This window comes from Streptomyces sp. SP17BM10 (genome assembly GCF_036322405.1).
Taxonomy (GTDB): Bacteria; Actinomycetota; Actinomycetes; order Streptomycetales; family Streptomycetaceae; genus Kitasatospora.
In genome coordinates this window covers 32,630-50,117 of sequence record NZ_JAQYXB010000433.1, presented here as the reverse complement: position 1 = coordinate 50,117, position 17,488 = coordinate 32,630, and the positions used below count along the sequence as shown (strand labels likewise).

At 72.9% G+C, this 17,488-nt stretch carries 16 protein-coding genes; 3 read left to right on the top strand and 13 right to left on the bottom strand.

All coding sequences use genetic code 11. The features are described from left to right. The 8 genes from PUR71_RS05135 to PUR71_RS05100 form a co-directional block, all read right to left on the bottom strand. Positions 1 to 498 (bottom strand): chorismate synthase (locus PUR71_RS05135; protein WP_329925118.1); only part of this gene is annotated, 498 nt, incomplete at its 3' end. 174 nt (positions 499 to 672) lie between these two features. Then, complete coding sequence (locus PUR71_RS05130) at positions 673 to 1,503, bottom strand: shikimate dehydrogenase (protein WP_329925117.1); 831 nt, start codon at positions 1,501 to 1,503, stop codon at positions 673 to 675. Positions 1,504 to 1,537: 34 nt separating this feature from the next. Further along, positions 1,538 to 3,412: an endolytic transglycosylase MltG gene (mltG, locus tag PUR71_RS05125; protein ID WP_329925116.1), complete on the bottom strand. Its 1,875-nt coding sequence runs from the start codon at positions 3,410 to 3,412 to the stop codon at positions 1,538 to 1,540. 150 nt (positions 3,413 to 3,562) lie between these two features. Next, a complete protein-coding gene (gene mltG, locus PUR71_RS05120; RefSeq protein ID WP_329925115.1) occupies positions 3,563 to 4,816 on the bottom strand; it encodes an endolytic transglycosylase MltG in 1,254 nt (417 codons plus the stop codon). 92 nt (positions 4,817 to 4,908) lie between these two features. After that, positions 4,909 to 5,388 carry a Holliday junction resolvase RuvX gene (gene ruvX, locus PUR71_RS05115; protein ID WP_329925114.1) on the bottom strand — a complete coding sequence of 160 codons (480 nt, stop codon included), beginning with the start codon at positions 5,386 to 5,388 and terminating at the stop codon, positions 4,909 to 4,911. Beyond that, positions 5,388 to 8,057 carry an alanine--tRNA ligase gene (gene alaS, locus PUR71_RS05110; RefSeq protein ID WP_329925113.1) on the bottom strand — a complete coding sequence of 890 codons (2,670 nt, stop codon included), beginning with the start codon at positions 8,055 to 8,057 and terminating at the stop codon, positions 5,388 to 5,390. Before alaS ends, ruvX begins: the two co-directional genes overlap by 1 nt. Next, a complete protein-coding gene (locus PUR71_RS05105) occupies positions 8,057 to 8,482 on the bottom strand; it encodes a DUF6167 family protein (RefSeq protein ID WP_329925112.1) in 426 nt (141 codons plus the stop codon). Before PUR71_RS05105 ends, alaS begins: the two co-directional genes overlap by 1 nt. 4 nt (positions 8,483 to 8,486) lie before the next feature. Next, on the bottom strand, positions 8,487 to 8,966 hold the full coding sequence (locus tag PUR71_RS05100; RefSeq protein ID WP_329925111.1) for a DUF948 domain-containing protein: 480 nt from the start codon (positions 8,964 to 8,966) through the stop codon (positions 8,487 to 8,489). A 327-nt stretch (positions 8,967 to 9,293) separates the two neighbouring features. Between PUR71_RS05100 and PUR71_RS05095 the strand changes: the two genes are divergently transcribed. Together PUR71_RS05095 and PUR71_RS05090 are read left to right on the top strand one after the other, a co-directional pair. Next, entirely contained in the window at positions 9,294 to 11,522 is a 2,229-nt protein-coding gene (locus tag PUR71_RS05095; RefSeq protein ID WP_329925110.1) for an ATP-binding protein, read from the top strand. Between the two features lie 49 nt (positions 11,523 to 11,571). Then, on the top strand, positions 11,572 to 11,898 hold the full coding sequence (locus tag PUR71_RS05090; protein WP_329925109.1) for a tetratricopeptide repeat protein: 327 nt from the start codon (positions 11,572 to 11,574) through the stop codon (positions 11,896 to 11,898). A 105-nt stretch (positions 11,899 to 12,003) separates the two neighbouring features. Here PUR71_RS05090 and rpsD read toward each other — a convergent pair whose 3' ends face one another. The 4 genes from rpsD to ppk2 all read right to left on the bottom strand — a co-directional run bounded on the left by rpsD (position 12,004) and on the right by ppk2 (position 15,811). Further along, positions 12,004 to 12,618 carry a 30S ribosomal protein S4 gene (gene rpsD / locus PUR71_RS05085; protein ID WP_270148363.1) on the bottom strand — a complete coding sequence of 205 codons (615 nt, stop codon included), beginning with the start codon at positions 12,616 to 12,618 and terminating at the stop codon, positions 12,004 to 12,006. 322 nt (positions 12,619 to 12,940) lie between these two features. Next, entirely contained in the window at positions 12,941 to 14,290 is a 1,350-nt protein-coding gene (locus tag PUR71_RS05080; RefSeq protein WP_329925108.1) for a replication-associated recombination protein A, read from the bottom strand. 35 nt (positions 14,291 to 14,325) lie between these two features. Then, entirely contained in the window at positions 14,326 to 14,937 is a 612-nt protein-coding gene (locus PUR71_RS05075; RefSeq protein ID WP_329925107.1) for a hypothetical protein, read from the bottom strand. Positions 14,938 to 15,010: 73 nt separating this feature from the next. Continuing rightward, a complete protein-coding gene (gene ppk2, locus PUR71_RS05070; RefSeq protein WP_329925106.1) occupies positions 15,011 to 15,811 on the bottom strand; it encodes a polyphosphate kinase 2 in 801 nt (266 codons plus the stop codon). Between the two features lie 206 nt (positions 15,812 to 16,017). Between ppk2 and PUR71_RS05065 the strand changes: the two genes are divergently transcribed. Beyond that, positions 16,018 to 16,923 carry a LysR family transcriptional regulator gene (locus PUR71_RS05065; protein WP_329925105.1) on the top strand — a complete coding sequence of 302 codons (906 nt, stop codon included), beginning with the start codon at positions 16,018 to 16,020 and terminating at the stop codon, positions 16,921 to 16,923. Here the strand turns inward: PUR71_RS05065 and PUR71_RS05060 are convergent. Next, positions 16,920 to 17,432, bottom strand: a complete 513-nt coding sequence (locus PUR71_RS05060; protein WP_329925104.1) for a GNAT family N-acetyltransferase — start codon at positions 17,430 to 17,432, stop codon at positions 16,920 to 16,922. The genes PUR71_RS05065 and PUR71_RS05060 overlap by 4 nt on opposite strands. Positions 17,433 to 17,488: the final 56 nt, after the last annotated feature.

Sequence of the window (17,488 nt, the reverse complement as noted above, 5' to 3'; positions counted from 1 at the left end):
GACGATCTCGATCCCGCAGGTCTCCTTCAGGTACGCACGGGCGACGGCGCCCAGCGCGACCCGGGCCGCCGTCTCACGGGCGCTCGCGCGCTCCAGGATCGGGCGGGCCTCCTCGATCGAGTACTTCTGCATCCCCGCCAGGTCGGCGTGACCCGGACGGGGACGGGTCAGCGCCTCGTTGCGGGCCAGCCCCGCGAGCACCTCGGGGTCGACCGGGTCGGCCGACATGACCTGCTCCCACTTCGGCCACTCCGTGTTGCCCACCATGACCGCCACCGGGCTGCCCATCGTCAGACCGTGCCGCACACCGCCGAGGAACGTCACCTCGTCCTGCTCGAACTTCATCCGCGCGCCGCGACCGTAACCGAGCCGGCGACGCGCCAGCGCATCGGCCACCACGGCGGTGGTGACCGGTACACCAGCGGGCAGGCCCTCCAGCGTCGCGACCAGTGCGGGACCGTGCGACTCCCCCGCCGTCAGCCAGCGCAACGTACCCAACGGAGCTCCTTCATCAGCGGGCCGGCCAACGGGCCGCCCCGGGCGTGCCTTCTGACCGAATCCTTTCATGTCCCGAGGTCACCCGGGGGCGCGGTCCGCGTGACGGACGGCGACCGGCCGGTCGGCGGGACGGACCGGACCGATCGGGACGAGCCGGCGGGCCGGGGACCCGCCTCAGCGCCCGGCGAGCGCCTTCTCCCCCGCCTCGCGCATCGCCGCGAGCGGGCCGGGCGTCCGCCCGGTGAACGCCTCGCTCTGCAGCACCGCCTGGTGCACGAGCAGGTCGAGCCCGCCCAGGACGGTGGCCCCGCGCTCGGCGCACGCGGCCGCCAGCGCCGTCGGCCACGGGTGGTACAGCACGTCGAACAGCGCCCCGGGTTCGGCGGGCAGCGCCGCGGCGAACCCGTCGGTCGCGCCGACCGGCGTCGTGGAGACGGTGAGCGGCTGCGCCAGCGCCTCGGCGCCGCGCTCCCAGTCGGCCGTCCGCACGACGACACCGAGCCGCTCGCCGAGCTCGGCCATCTCCCTGGCCCGTTCGGCGCTGCGCACGTAGACCGTCACCTCGCCGGTGCAGACCTGCGCCAGCGCCGCCAGCGCGGAGGAGGCCGTGGCCCCCGCGCCCAGCACCGCGGCACCCGGCACCTCGGTGATGCCGCGCTCGCGGAGCGCGTTCACCAGGCCGGGGACGTCGGTGTTGTCGCCGGTGCGCCGCCCGTCGGCGGTGAACACCACCGTGTTCACCGCGTCCACCGCGCGGGCCGTCGCGCTGACCTCGTCGAGCAGCGGGATGACCGCCCGCTTCAGCGGCATGGTCAGCGACAGCCCCGCCCACTGCGTCTCGTCCAGCCCGGCGACGAAGCCGGGCAGGGCGGCCTCGTCCAGCTCGAACCGGTCGTAGCGCCAGCCGTCCAGCCCGAGCGCCGCGAAGGCGGCCCGGTGCAGGTCCGGCGAGAGCGAGTGGGCGATCGGCGAGCCGAGGACGGCGGCCCGGTGCTTGGTGGTCAACGCAGCTTCTCCGTGGGCGGGTTACCGGTGCGGACTACTTGGTGGTGCAGTGGCCGCGGGCCTCGTCGAAGTTCTGGCCGGCCGACTGGCAGTACTCCTTCACGTTGGCGTAGTGCTCCTTGGCCGTCTCGGCGAAGCGGGTCTCGGTCTGGGACATCGCGATGAAGTACAGCCACTTGCCGTCCGCCGGGTGCAGCACCGCGTTGATCGCGTCGTCGCCGGGGTTGGAGATCGGCGTCGGCGGCAGACCGGGGTTGAGGTAGGTGTTGTACTTGTTGGACGCGTTGTCCATGTCCGACTTGTTGAGGTCCTTGCGGCCCAGCGAGTACTGCAGCGTGGTGTCCATGCCCAGGCGGTGGTGCGTCTCGGGCTCGTTGGCCAGGCGGTTCTGGATGGTCTTGGCCATCTTCGCGAAGTCCGCCGGGTTGTTGCCCTCGCGCTGCAGGATGCTCGCCTCGATGATCACCTCGTAGCCGTTCTTCAGCCCCACCGCGGCGGCCTGGCCGTCCAGGTTGGCGTACTTGTCGGTGGCGGTCTTCACCATCTGCTTGAGCAGGTCCTCGGGCTTCGTGCCGTCGGCGATGTTGTAGCGCGTCGGCCACAGGAAGCCCTCGACGTTGCCCTGCGCGTACCCGGGCAGCCCGAGGGTGTTGACCTGGGCCTTGGCGACGTTCGCCGTGGTGCCCGGGGCCAGCTTCAGCTTGGTGTCGATCAGCGTGTAGATCTCGGAGGAGTTCTTGCCCTCCGGGAACACGATCGCCGCGCCGCCCGCCTGCGCGAGGAGCTCCTTGAGCGCGTCGGCGGCCGGCATCTCCTTCTTCAGCGTGTAGAAGCCCGGCTGCACGGTCGTGCACTTCGGCTCGGCGTCACAGGCCTTGCTGAACGCGTCGACGCTCTTGACCACACCGGCGTTCTTCAGCGCGAGGCCGACCTGCGCGCCGACCGCGCCGGACTTGACCTCGACCTGGACGGAGCCGGTGCCGTCGCCCGTGAAGTCCGGCGGCGGGCCGAAGTGGTCCTTGTAGAAGCCGTAGCCCCACCAGCCGGCCCCGGCCATGGCGCCGACCAACACCAGCGCGACCACCAGGCAGGCGCCGCTGTTGCGGCGGCCCGACTTCTTGCCCTTCTCCTTGCGCTTCTTCTGCGCCTCGCGGGAGACGTCCTCCTCACCGAGGAAGCCGGCCTGCCCGATCTCGTCGTCGTTCTCGGCGTACTCGCCGTCCCCGTGACGGCCGTCGTCGGCGTGGCCCTCCTCGAAGTGGTCGTCCCACTCCTCCTCGGCCTGCTCGTGCCCCGCCGGAGCGGCGCCCGCCTCGAGCGCGGCGGCCTCGGCCTCCCAGTCGATCCCGTCCGGACCGGGCCCGGAGACGGGCTCGGCCTGCTGCGGAGCCTGCTGCCGCATCGGCTGCCGCACCTGCTGTGGGGGCATCTGCTGCTGTACCGGGGCCTGCTGCATCTGCTGCTGGGGCATCTGCTGCTGGTACTGCCCCTGCTGCGGGTAGCCCTGCTGGGGGTACTGGCCCTGCTGCTGCGGGTACTGCCCCTGCTGCGGGAAGCCCTGCGAAGCCATCTCCTGCTGGGGCATCTGCTGGTACTGCCCCTGCTGGGGGTACTGACCCTGCTGCCCCTGCTGCTGGTACTGCTGCTGGCCGCCCTGGTAGCCCTGGCCGTAGCCCTGCTGCTGGAAGGCCTGAGGGTCCTGGTAACCCGGCTGGCCCATGCCCTGCTGACCCATGTTCTGCTGGGCCATCTGCTGCTGGTACTGCTCCTGCTGTGGGTAGCCTTGCTGGCCCATGTGCTGCTGGGCCGTCTGCTGCCACTGGCCGTCTTGCTGTCCGCCGTAGGCGGGATCACCGGGGTGCCACGGCTCGGCGCCCTGGGGGCCGTAGCCCCGACCCAGATCGGTCATTGATCCCCTTACCCGACGGAGACGACCGGCGGATCGGACCGGCCGCGCGGGACGTCGTCCCGGCTGATTCTCGAACCGGCGTGCTAGCGCAGCGCCTGGAAGGAGACGTTACCGTACCGCAGACATACCGCCGTGAAGGCGAAACCTCCGTCAGCGCCCGCCCTGACCTGCCGGGGCTCCGCCCGGCTGGGACGCCGCCGTCGGGGACGGCGTGGCGGAGGCCGCGGCCGCGGCGCTCGACTGGGCCGCCCGGTAGGCGTTGAAGTCCGCCACGTTGCGCTGCTGGACGTCGAAGCTGTCGGTGAAGCGGGTGTCGCCCGGCTTCACGGTGACGAAGTAGAGCCAGTCGCCGGGCGCCGGGTCCAGCGCGGCCATGATGGCCTGGCGCCCGGGGTTGGAGATCGGCGACGGCGGCAGCCCGGGGTGCAGGTAGGTGTTGTACGGCGAGTCCAGCCTGGTGTCGGTCACCGTGGTGTTCAGCGTGGAGCGGCCGAGCGCGTAGTTGATCGTCGAGTCGAGCTGGAGCGGCATGTTCTTGGCCAGCCGGTTGTAGATCACCCGCGCGACCTTGCTCATGTCCTCGGAGTTGTCGGCCTCGCCCTGGACCATGCTCGCCACCGTGACCAGACCGTACAGGCTCTGCCCGAGGGTCTGGGCGACGACGTTGGCGTCGTCGCGGGCGTACTCCTTGCCGGCCCGTTCGACCATCTGCTTCAGCAGGTCGGCGGCGGTGGTCCCGTCCGTGACGCTGTACGTCGCGGGGAAGAGGTAGCCCTCGGGGCTGCCGTTGGCGAAGTCCGGCAGCCCCAGCTCGGCGCCCTGCTCCTGTGCGGTGCGCTGGGTGGTGCCGGCCGGCAGGTTCAGCTTCTTGTCGATCGCCGCGAAGATCTGGTAGCCGCGCCAACCCTCGGGAATGGTCAGGCCGTTGGCGTTCGCCGGGTCGATCAGGATGGCCAGCGCCGCCGCAGCCGACATCTTCTGTTTCAGCGTGTAGGTGCCGGGCTGGATCCGCCCGGCCGCCGCCGCGCTGCCCTTGGCCGCCCGGGTGAAGGCCAGGGAGCTGGCCACCACGCCGTTGCGCACCAGCGCCGACGCGATCTGGGACAGCCCCGCACCCTCCGGCACCGAGACCTGGACGTCCCCGGTGCCCTGCCCCGCGTAGTCGGCGGCGGCCGGGGGCTTGCGCTGCCCCTGCACCCAGGTCCAGCCGGCGAGTCCGGCCCCGCCGAAGACGCCCACCAGGGCGAGCGCGGTGAGCCCGCAGGCCAGTCCGTTACGCCATCGGTGGGGATCCGGTGCATCGGGGCGCGGACGGGGCGCGCCCGGCGGACGGCCCTCCGGTTCCAGCACCGGCGCACCGAGGTGGCCGGGCGTGAGACCCGGGTGGAAGTCCTGGTCGGTCATGGCGCGCCCCCTCGGCGGTCCCGGAAGAAACGAGAGGGGTCCGTGCGGACGCGTCCGCACGGACCCCTCTCCGGGACGTTAGAGCAGGCCGGTCAGCCCGCCGCCTCGACGCTCTCACCGGGCGGGCGTCCGCTCACCCGTTCGGTCTCAAGCGCGGACTGGAGGATCACCACCGCGGCGGCCTGGTCGACCACCGAGCGCCCCTTCTTCGCCTTGACGCCCGAGGCCCGCAGCCCGTGGGTCGCGGTGACGGTGGACATGCGCTCGTCGACCAGCCGCACCGGCACCGGGTGGACCCGGTCGGCCAGCCGCGCCGCGTACGCGCGGACCTTCTCCGCCGCCGGGCCCTCCTTGCCGCTGAGCGAGCGCGGCAGCCCGACGACCACCTCGATCGCGCCGTACTCGTCGACGATCGCGGCGATCCTGGCCTGCGACTTCACGCCGGCCGGGACGGTCTCCACCGGGGTGGCGAGCACCCCGTCGGGGTCGCAGGACGCGACCCCGATCCGGGCGTCACCGACGTCGACGGCGATCCGCCGCCCACGCCTGAAGGGCCTCTCCTCGAACTCCATCAGGAGGCGCGCTCCGCGACCAGGCCGCGCACCGCGGCGATGGCCTCGCCGACCGCGGCCGGGTTGGACCCGCCGCCCTGGGCGACGTCGTCCTTGCCGCCACCGCCGCCGCCGAGGGTCTTGGCGGCGACGCGCACGAGCTCGCCGGCCTTGATGCCGCGGCCGCGGGCGTCCTCGTTGGTGGCGATCACGGTCAGCGGGCGGCCGCCCGCCACGGTGAAGGCGGCGACCACGGCCGGGCGCGAGCCGAGGCGCCCGCGCACGTCGAGGACCAGCTTGCGCAGCTCGTCCGCGCCGACCCCGTCGGCGACCTGCGCGGCCACCACGGAGATGCCGTGCACGTCCTCGGCCGAGTCGGCCAGGCCCGCCGCGGCGGCCAGGACCTTCTCGGCGCGGAAGCGCTCGATCTCCTTCTCGGCGTCCTTGAGCTTGGTGAGCATGCCCGAGATCTTCTCCGGCAGCTCCTCCGGGCGGCCCTTGACCAGCTCGGTGAGCTGGGAGACCACGGTGTGCTCGCGGGCCAGGAACTTGTAGGCGTCGACGCCGACCAGCGCCTCGACGCGGCGCACGCCGGAGCCGATCGAGGACTCGCCGAGCAGCTTCACCAGACCCAGCTGGGCGGTGTTGCCGACGTGGGTGCCACCGCACAGCTCCTTGGAGAAGTCGCCGATGGTGACGACCCGGACCTCGTCGCCGTACTTCTCGCCGAACATCGCGATGGCGCCGGCCTTGCGGGCCTGGTCCATCGTCATGACCTCGGCGGTGACCTCCAGCTCGCGGGTCAGCACGTCGTTGATCTTCTGCTCGACGTCGGTCAGCACGCTGCCCGGCACGGCGGCCGGCGAGCCGAAGTCGAAGCGGAAGCGGCCCGGGGCGTTCTCGGAACCGGCCTGGGCGGCCGTCGGGCCGAGCGCGTCGCGCAGCGCCTGGTGGGTCAGGTGGGTGGCCGAGTGGGCGCGGGCGATCGCGCGGCGGCGGTCGGTGTCGATCGTCGCGTACGCGGCCGCGCCGAGCAGGACCTCGCCGAACAGCACCCCACCGGAGTGGACGATCACGCCGGGGACGGGCTGCTGCACGTCGCGGATCTCGACGACCGCGCCGGACTCCAGCCGGATCCGGCCGTGGTCGGCGAGCTGGCCGCCGCCCTCGGCGTAGAACGGGGTGCGGTCGAGGATGATCTCGACCTCGTCGCCCTCGGAGGCGGCCGGCGACGGGACGCCGTCCACCAGCAGGCCCACCACGGTGGCCTCGCCCTCGGTGAGGGTGTAGCCGGTGAACAGGCTCGCGCCGGACTTGTCGGCGACCTCGCGGTACGCGGCGACGTCGGCGTGGCCCATCTTCTTGGCCTTGGCGTCCGCCTTGGCGCGGTCCCGCTGCTCCTGCATCAGGCGGCGGAACCCGGCCTCGTCGACCTGGAGGCCCTGCTCCTCGGCCATCTCCAGGGTCAGGTCGATCGGGAAGCCGTAGGTGTCGTGCAGCTTGAACGCCTGGTCACCGGAGAGGACGGCGCCGCCGGCCTGCTTGGTCTCGGTGACGGCGGCGTCCAGCAGGCTGGTGCCGGCCTTCAGGGTCTGCAGGAACGCCGACTCCTCGCCGACGACGACCGTCTCGATGCGCTTGCGGTCGGCCTCCAGCTCCGGGTACTGCGGGGCCATCGCCTTGATCGCGATGTCGATCAGGTCCTTGGCGACCGGACCGGTGGCGCCCAGCAGGCGCATGTTGCGGATGGCGCGGCGCAGGATGCGGCGCAGCACGTAGCCGCGGCCCTCGTTGCCGGGGGTGACGCCGTCGCCGACCAGCATCAGGCCGGTGCGGATGTGGTCGGTGACCACGCGCAGCGACACGTCCGACTTGTGGTCGGCGCCGTAGGTGTGGCCGGTGAGCTCGGCGGCGCGGTCGAGGATCATCCGGCTGGTGTCGATCTCGAAGAGGTTGTCGACGTCCTGCAGGATGGCGGCGAGGCGCTCCAGACCGAGGCCGGTGTCGATGTTCTTGCTCGGCAGGTCGCCGAGGATCTCGAAGCCGTCCTTGCCGTCGCCGTGGCCCCGCTCGTACTGCATGAAGACCAGGTTCCAGATCTCCAGGTAGCGCTCGCCGTTGACGGCCGGGCCGCCCTCCTCGCCGTACGCGGGGCCGCGGTCGTAGTTGATCTCCGAGCACGGGCCGCACGGGCCGGGGACGCCCATCGACCAGAAGTTGTCCTTCATGCCCAGGCGCTGGATGCGCTCCGAGGGCACGCCGATGACGTCGCGCCAGATCTGCTCGGCCTCGTCGTCGTCCTTGTAGACGGTGATCCAGAGCTTCTCCTTCTCAAGGCCGTAGCCGCCGTCCGCGACGGGGGTGGTGAGCAGCTCCCACGCGAACTTGATGGCTCCTTCCTTGAAGTAGTCGCCGAAGGAGAAGTTGCCGCACATCTGGAAGAAGGAGCCGTGCCGGGTGGTCTTCCCGACCTCCTCGATGTCCAGGGTGCGCACGCACTTCTGGACGCTGGTGGCGCGCGAGAACTGCGGCTTGACCTCGCCCAGGAAGTAGGGCTTGAACGGCACCATGCCGGCGTTGACCAGCAGCAGGGTGGGGTCGTCGGCGACCAGCGACGCCGACGGAACGACGGTGTGGCCGCGCTCCTCGAAGAAGCGCAGCCAGCGGCGGCGGATCTCAGCCGACTCCATTAGTGGTCCTTCCGGTTCGGGGTGCCACCCCGCGGCGGCAGGGCGCGGCGGGGCGTTTCTTCAATGGCTCTGGGGGTCTTGCGGGCACTGCTGGACGGCGGCAGGGCGGCGGCCGGACTGCCGGGCGCCGCCGAGATAGCTCGGTACTGGGGCTCGCCCCGCAGGACCCGGCGCTCGCGCCGGGGCTCGACGACGGCGGTGCCGTGGAGTCCGAGGTCGTCGCGCAGCTGGTCCTCGCGCTCGGCCATGCCGGCCTTCACGTCCTGGGCGAACTGCTTGGCCAGGTCGCCCAGGTGCAGCGCACCGCGCGCGGCGGTGCCGGAGAGGCTGTCCGGGGTGAGCCGGTGCACGGCCTCGTTGGCCTTGTTCATGGCCCAGACGGTGGCGCCGGCGCCGACCGCCATCCAGAAGATGCGTCGCACCACGGCGTCAGCCCCTCACCGCGCGCCGGACCCGGGCGAGCAGGCCGCCTCGCGGGGCGGTCGCGGCGCGCACCTCGGCCCGGATCAGCCGGGCCAGCTCCTCGCGCTCGCCCGGCTGGGCGGGCACGGACAGTCCGCCGCCCTGCTGCCTGGCGACCGCCTTGCGGACGCCGTAGCTGAAGGCCGCGACCTTCACCAGCGGCCCGCCCAGGGTGGCCGCGACGGTGGAGGAGAGCGCGTTGGCGTTGGCGGCGGCGTCCTGGACGTTCGCGGTGATCTCGTCGACCCGCTCCAGCTGCTCGTTGGCGCTGCGCACCGCGGCGCCCGCCTCGGTCAGCAGCGGCACGGCCTGCTCGGTGACGGCGGAGACCAGGACGGTGGCCTCCTTGAGCACCCGCGAGAGGCGGACCAGCACCACGGCGAGCAGGGTGACCAGGACCGCCCAGAACACGGCGACGAGCAACCCGGCCAGCTCTCCCACGGACACCTTTGCGCGCTCCCTCGCCTTGCTGTTCTCCAAACGGAACCCTATCGCGCCCACGCCCGGTTCCCGGACCGGGTCCACGGTGGCGCAGCGGGCTCCGGGACCCTCTCCGGGACTCCCGCCCGTGGGCCGGCGCCCGGACCCGCGCCGCGCCCACCCTCCGGCGGACGCCGGGAGGCCGGGGACGGGCCCCGTGGTCCGGTCGGGTGTGCGAACCGCCCGCGTAACCTACCGGCCGGTCACCTCGTTCTGCCAGGCGGGTCGTCGCCCGTACGGCCCGACGCACGTCCGGGCCCGCGCGGTCCGGGCCCGGAGCACGGGGAGCAGCGCTTGGCCGGCGACTGGAGAGCACAGCCCCGGGCGGCCGACCCGCCCCCGCGGGCGGCGGAGCCCGCTCGGCTGCCGGCCGAGGTCACCGGCTTCGTCGGGCGGCGGCGGGAGCTGACCGAGCTGGCCGGGCTGCTGGCGAACGCCCGACTGGTGACGGTCACCGGGCCTGGCGGGGTCGGCAAGAGCCGGCTGGCACTGCGCGCGGCGGCCCGGGCCGCGGGCGCGTTCCCGGACGGCACCCGGCTGGTCGACGTCGCCCCCGTGCAGGACCCGCTCCTGCTCGGCCACGCCGTCCTGGAGTCGCTGCGGCTGCCGCACGGCACCGCCCGGCCGCCGCTGGAGGTGCTGACCGAGCAGTTGGCCGGCCGCCGTCTGCTGCTCCTGCTGGACGGCTGCGAGCACCTGGTGGACGCCTGCGCGGAGCTGGCGGACACCCTCCTGCGGGCGGTGCCCGGCCTGCGGGTGCTGGCCACCAGCCGGGCGCCGCTGCGCGCCGGCGGCGAGCACCTGTTCACGGTGGCCCCACTGCCGGTGGGCCCGGTGGCGGGCGGGTGGCCGGGGCCGGGCATGCTGCCGGACGCGGTACAGCTGTTCGCCGAGCGGGCGCGTGCCGTGCTGCCGTCCTTCGCCGTGACGGAGGCGAACGCCGAGGCGGTGGGCGTGCTGTGCCGCCGGCTGGACGGCATCCCGCTCGCCGTGGAGCTGGCGGCCGGGCGGCTGCGCGCGCTGTCGGTCGAGCAGATCACCGCCCGGCTGGACGACCGTTTCCGGCTGCTGACCGGCGGCGCGAGGACGGCCCTGCCCAGGCACCAGACGATGCGCACGACGATCGGCTGGAGTCACGAGCTCTGCACGGTGCAGGAACGTTTACTCTGGGCCCGCCTCTCGGTCTTCGCCGGCGGCTTCGACCTGGAGGCCGCCGAGTACGTGTGCGCCGCCGAGGGCATCGACGCCGAGGACGTCCTCGACCTGCTCTGCGAACTCGTCGCCAAGTCCGTCGTCCTGCGCGAGGACACCGCGTACGGCGTCCGCTTCCGGCTGCTCGACACCCTGCGCGAGTACGGCGGCCTCTGGCTGCGCGCCGCCGGCGACGAGCAGCGGCTGCGGCGCCGCCACCGGGACTGGTACCTGGGGATCGCCACCTGGGGCGAGGTCGAGTGGTTCGGCCCCCGGCAGGCGGAGACCGCCGAACGCACCGGGCTCGCCCACACCAACCTCCGGGCCGCGCTGGAGTTCTGCCTCTCCGAGCCCGGCGAGGAGCAGCTCGCCCTGCTGATGGCCGGCACGCTCTGGTTCTACTGGGTCGGCAGCGGGCACCTCGGCGAGGGCCGGCACTGGCTGGACCGCGCGCTCGCCCTCGACGGCGAGCCCACCGAGGCGCGTGCCAAGGCGCTCTGGGTGACCGGCTACATGGCGACCCTCCAGGGCGACCTGCCCGCCGCCCGCCCGGCGCTGGAGGAGTGCCGCCGCCAGGCGCTGGCTACCGGCGACGACCGCGCGCTCGCCTACGCCGTCCACCGGCAGGGCTGCGCGGCCCTGATCGGCGACGAACCCGAGCGCGCCGCCGAGCTGTTCGAGGAGGCGCTGTGGCACTACCGGACGATCGGCGAGCTCAACAGCAACGTCCTGATGGCCATGCTCGAACTGGGCCTCGCCTACGTCTTCCAGGGCGACCGGGAGAGCGGTGAGCTGTGGTTCGGCCAGGCCCGCGAGGTGTGCGAGGAGCACGGCGAGCAGTGGGCGTACGCGTACGTGCTGTACGCGATGGCCTTCTCGCAGTGGACGGACGGCGACGTCCGCCCGGCCCGGGTCCTCGCCCGGGAGAGCGTGCGGCTCAACCACCTGTTCCACGACCTGCTGGGCATCGTCCTCGGCATCGACCTGCTGGCCCTGCTGGAGACCGAGCCCGCCGGCCCCGGCGTCCCGGGCGACCTGCGCGAGGCCCGGCTGCTCCAGGGCGCGGCGCACCGGATCTGGCGCACGGTCGGCACGCCCTTCCTCGGCTCGCGGTTCTTCTTCGGCCCGCACCGGCAGTGCGCCGAACGGGCCCGCGCCGGGCTCACCGAGCAGGAGTACGAGGACTGCTACGCGGCCGGCGCCCGGCTCGACCTCGACGCGGCGGTCTCCCGGGCCCTCGGCGCCGGTGGCTCCCCGGGCGGGCCCGGAGCCGGGCCGGGGCCGTGCTCGGTGCCGCCGGCCCCGGCGCCCGCGCCGGTGCGGAATAGCTGAAGCTTGCGGATTGCTTGAGGAGGCAAGTACCAAGTCGGAAGGAGCCACCATGGCCGTCCACACCGCCGCTGACGAGTACCGCCGGGCGAAGTTCCACTTCGAGTCCAAGGCGTACAGCGAGGCCGCCCTCATCCTGCGGGGCGTGCTCGCCGAGGAGCCGGCCAACCTCTCGGTCCGCCTGTTGCTCGCCCGCAGCTACTACCACTCCGCCCAACTGCGCAACGCCGAGGCCGAATTGCTCCGGATCCTGGAGGCCGACCCGGCCGAGGACTACGCCCGGCTGATGCTCGGACGCACCCTGGAGCGCCAGGGCCGCACCGCGGAGGCCCGCCCGCACCTGCGGCTGGCCGCCGCGATGACCGGCGAGGCCGGCTGAGCGGAACGCAAAGGCCGGTCGGAGCCGGAAAGGGGCGAGCCCCCACCACCCCGAGGGGCGGTGGGGGCTCGCTGTGGTTCTGCGAAGTGCGGAACCGGTCGCGGATCAGCGCGAGTAGTACTCGACGACGAGCTGCTCGTCACAGATCACCGGGACCTCCTTGCGCTGCGGCGCACGGTCCAGGCGGAAGGCCAGGGCCTTCAGGTTGACCTCGAGGTACTTCGGGGTCTGGCCCTCACCCGCGTAGCCACCCTCACGGGCGACCTGGAAGGGGACCTTCTCCTTGGAGCGCTCGCGGACGGTCACCACGTAGCCCGGCTTCATCTGGAACGACGGCTTGTTGACCTTGCCGCCGTTGACCTCGATGTGGCCGTGGACGACCATCTGGCGGGCCTGGTAGATGGTGCGGGCGATGCCCGAACGCAGCACCAGCGAGTCCAGACGGGTCTCCAGCTCGGCGACGAGCGCCTCACCGGTCTTGCCCTCGGCCTTCTTCGCGCGGTCGAACGCACGCGACAGCTGCTTCTCGCTCAGGTCGTACTGGGCGCGAAGACGCTGCTTCTCGAGCAGACGGACCTTGTAGTCCGAGTTCTGCTTGCGGCCACGGCCGTGCTGGCCGGGCGGGTACGGGCGGGCCTCGAAGTACTTGACGGACTTCGGGGTCAGCGGCACGCCGAGCGCACGCGCGATCTTGACCTTGGGACGCTTCTGGTTCGCCATGAACCAAACCTTCCTTGCTTTCGAATACGGCTTCACCAGGTGTTGACGGAGGTCGCATCTCGCGACCCGGAGAAAACCCCGCCGCCTGCGCGGTGGGATCAGCCGCTCTCCGGAGCCGGGCACGCATGTGCTTGTCACACGGACGGTCCAGTGAACTGGCCCGCCCGCGACACCGAAACGGTGCGCGACGCTCCTGTTGCGGGCCCCTCGCAAGGGGCCAACGGCCGGCGTCCCGCTGGTGCGGCCGGTCGGTGGGGTCTCCCCCGCCGCCGTCCCGGGACGTGGCACTCCGATCGAGTATACCGGCGCGCCGACAGGCTGTTCACTCGCCCCTGAGCCGCCCCCTCGTCCACTCCACGACGTCCGCGTAGCGGGCCTCGCCGCCGCGGCGGGTCGGCCGGTAGTAGTCCTTGCCGTGCACCGCGTCCGGCGCGTACTGCTGGGCCGCGATGCCCTCCGGCAGGTCGTGCGGGTACTGGTAGCCCTTGCCGTGACCGAGCTTGCCCGCGCCGCCGTAGTGCGCGTCCCGCAGGTGCGGCGGCACCGCGCCCGCGAGGCCCTGCCGGACGTCCGCCAGCGCCGCGTCGATGGCCAGGTAGGCCGCGTTCGACTTGGGCGCCAGGGCCAGCGCGATCGCCGCCTGGGACAGGATGATCCGCGCCTCCGGGAAGCCGATCAGCGCCACCGCCTGGGCCGCCGCGACGGCCGTCTGCAGCGCCGTCGGGTCCGCCAGCCCGACGTCCTCGCTGGCCGAGATCATCAGCCGCCGGGCGATGAAGCGCGGGTCCTCCCCCGCCTCGATCATCCGGGCCAGGTAGTGCAGCGTGGCGTCCACGTCGCTGCCGCGGATCGACTTGATCAGCGCGCTCGCCACGTCGTAGTGCTGGTCGCCGTCCTTGTCGTAGCGCACCGCCGCCTGGTTGACGGCCGTCTCCGTGGTGGCCAGCGTGATGCTCGACTCGCCCTTCTCCAGCGCCGCCCCGGCCGCCGCCTCCAGCGTCGTGAGCGCCCGCCTGGCGTCCCCGCCCGCGAGCCGCACGAGGTGGTCCTCGGCCTCCCCCGTGAGCTCCAGAGCGCCGTCCAGGCCGCGCTCGTCGGCCACCGCGCGGCGCAGCAGCGCGCGGACGTCGTCGTCGGTGAGCGACTCCAGGGTGAGCAGCAGCGAGCGCGACAGCAGCGGCGAGATCACCGAGAAGTACGGGTTCTCGGTGGTCGCCGCGATCAGGGTGACCCAGCGGTTCTCGACGGCCGGCAGCAGCGAGTCCTGCTGGGCCTTGGAGAAGCGGTGGATCTCGTCCAGGAAGAGCACCGTCTCGCGGCCGGACATGCCGACCGCCCGCCGGGCACCGTCGATGACCGCGCGCACCTCCTTGACGCCCGCGGTGATCGCGGACAGCTCGACGAAGCGGCCCTCGACGGCCTGGCTGATGACGTGCGCGAGCGTGGTCTTGCCGGTACCGGGCGGGCCCCAGAGGATCACCGAGCTGGTCGCCGCCGGCCCGCGCGAGCCGGACACCAGCCGGCGCAGCGGCGAGCCGTCCTTCAGCAGCTGGCGCTGCCCGGCGACCTCGTCCAGGGTGCGCGGGCGCATCCGCACGGCCAGCGGGGCCCGGCCGGGCTCCTTGGCCTGGCGTTCCTCGGCGGCGGCGGTGAAGAGGTCCGGTTCGTCCACACCGGAAGCCTATGCGAGGGCGCCGACACGCCCGGTCACCTCCTGCGGCGGTCCAGCAGCACGACGTCGAACTCCTCCAGCGACCGCAGGGTGGCGCCCAGTGCGGCCAGCGCCTGCGCCCTGGCATCGGCCTGCGGCCCCCGCGAGGCCGCGAAGCTCGCCTGGTCCGCGTAGATCGAGCCCACCGACAGGCGGCCGGTGGTGCGGTCGGCCAGCATCGCGCCGGTCACGAATCCGGGCGACTTCTCCAGCACCGGCAGCACCCGGTCCCGGAAGATCCCGGCGGCCGTGTCCACCTTGGCCGGGTCGACATCGGTCCGGGTCAGCCGGAACGCCGCGCCGGGCCCGGACTCGCCGGGCGGGGCCACCGCCACGGCCTCCCACACCTCGGTGGTCGCCGTGCCGGCCAGCGGCGCGAGCAGTTCGGCCCGGCGCTCGCCGAGTTCCCGGTCGCTGTCGCGTTCGGCCTGCGCGGACTCCCACCAGGAGCCCATCACGATCTTGCCGACCGTCCGGTCGGCGTACAGCCCGTAGCCGAGGTAGCCGGGCTGCGGGGCGAGCCGGCCGACGGCCTCGACCCTGAGCCCGTCGAGGGTCCGGTCGATCCGGTCCGGATGCCCGGTGGCATAGACGGTACGAACGAACATGAGCGCGCCTCCCGACGTCGCCCGGGCGCCACGGGGGCCGATCGCAGGAGTGCGGCGCCCGGAATTGCCCCGTCTACTCCAGTTTGGCAGCGTGGTCCGGAACGTACTTCTGGAGGTCGCGCGGGGGCCGCTGGTAGCCGCGCGGGGCCGGGCGCGGCGGCAGGTCGATCCGCGGCGCGGCCACCTCGCGGTACGACACGGTGGACAGCAGGTGGGCGATCATGTTGATCCTGGCCCGGCGCTTGTCGTCGCTCTCCACCACGTGCCACGGCGAGTCCGGGGTGTCGGTGTAGACGAACATCTCGTCCTTGGCCCGCGAGTAGTCCTCCCAGTGGGCGATCGACTCGACGTCCATCGGGGAGAGCTTCCAACGCTTCATCGGGTCGTCCAGGCGGTCCCGGAAGCGCTGTTCCTGTTCGGTGTCGCTCACCGAGAACCAGTACTTGCGCAGCAGGATGCCGGCCTCGATCAGCATCCGCTCGAAGGTGGGGCACTGGTGCAGGAACTGCCAGTACTCCTCCTCGGTGCAAAAGCCCATCACCCGCTCGACGCCGGCCCGGTTGTACCAGCTGCGGTCGAACAGCACGATCTCCCCGGCCGCCGGCAACTGCTCGACGTACCGCTGGAAGTACCACTGGCTCTTCTGCCGCTCGGTCGGCGTGGGCAGCGCCGCGACCCGGGCGATGCGGGGGTTCAGATACTCCGTCACCCGCTTGATCGCGCCGCCCTTGCCCGCCGCGTCGCGGCCCTCGAAGACGACGACCAGCCGGGCGCCCTCGACCCGCACCCACTCCTGGAGCTTGACCAGCTCCTCCTGGAGTCGCAGCAGTTCCCGCTCGTACGGCTTCTTCGCCAGCCGCTGCACCTTGGCCACCCGGGATCCTCCGTCCGCCCGCTGATGATCCCTCACGGTAGGCGCCGCAGGCCGGATCCGCAGGTCGTGGACGGGCGCGGGCGGCAGCGGCGGCCCCCTGAACCGCCGCTGCCGCGCTCCCCCGATCACCGGCCGCGAGGCCGAGCGATCAACCTTCGCCCAGACCTGCCGGACCGGTCCAATTTCCGGTTCCATAACCTTGGGGCATGGATATCGACACCCGCCTGCTGCGCAGCTTCGCCGCGGTCTGCGAGGAGGGGCAGCTGACGGCCGCCGCGGCCCGGCTGTTCGTCTCCCAGCCGACGCTGACCAAGCAGATCCGGCAGCTGGAGACGCTGCTCGGGGTCGAGCTCTTCGAACGCTCGCGCCGGGGCATGGCCCCCACCCCGGCCGGCCGCGCGCTCGCCGGGCACGCCGGCGCGATGCTGGCCGGCTGGGACGAGGCGCTGCGCGCCACCAGGGCGGCCGCCGCCGAGCAGGTGGCGACGCTGCGGGTGGGGTTCGAGGGCGGCATCATCAACCTGATGACCCGCAGCACGGTCGCCGACTTCTCCCGGCGGATGCCCGGCTGGCAGGTGGAGTTGCGGCAGAACAACTGGTTCGACCCGACCTCGGGCCTGGCCACCGGGGAGATCGACCTCACCCTCTGGCACGCGCCGCCCTACCTGGCCTCGCAGTACAACGTCGCCGTGCTGGGCGAGGAGCCACGGGTGGTGGCGATGCCCGCCGGGCACCGGCTGGCGGCACTGGCGCAGGTGCGCCTGGCGGACCTGCTGGACGAGCCGTTCGTCGCGATCCCGCACGAGGCCGGGCACTGGCGCGAGTACTGGCTCGCCGGCGAGGAGCGGCGCGGGCGTCCGGTGCGGATCGGCGCGGTGGCGCACAACACCGACGAGTGGCTGGCCGCGGTGGTGTGCGGCCAGGGCATCGGGATCGCACCGGAGACCATGAGCCGGCTGGCACCGCGCGAGGACGTCGCGTACCGGCCGGTGGCGGACCTGAGTCCCAGCCAGGTCGGGCTCTACTGGCCCAAGGACCGCCAACTCACCCCGGCGATGGCTGCGTTCGTGCACAGCTGCCGGGCCACGTTCGGCTCCGGGAGCCGGGACTAGGCGGCCGTCTCGAACGGGTCGGGGTAGCGGCACAGGCCGCGGGGCGTGCCGTCGTACGCGGGCAGCGCGAGCGTCTGGAAGTACGTCTCCGGCACGTCGAACGGGCCGGTCACCTCGTGCGTCCCGGCCGGCGCGAAACCGAACCGGCGGTAGTAGGCCGGGTCGCCGAGGACGACCACGAGCTTCTCCCCCGCCTCCTCGGCCGCCGACAGCGCGGCGCGCACGACGAGTTCGCCGACGCCCTTGCGCTGCCACTCCGGCGCGACCGCGACCGGCGCGAGCGCCAGGCCCTCGCCGTCCTCGCCGACCCGCAGCCGGGTCAGCAGGGCGTGCCCGATCACGAGCCCGCCGTCGTCGACCGCCACCACCGAAAGCCCGGGCAGCCAGGCCGGATCACGCCGCAGCGCGTCCACCAGGTCCGCCTCGTCCGGGCCCGGGAACGCCGCCATGTGGACCCGCCGGGTCGCCGGGGCGTCGTCCGGACACTCGACTCTGGTACTGACCATCATGGGTGGTCAACCCTCCCTGTGTCACACGTCGTTGTGGACCGGCCCCGGACGGTGGG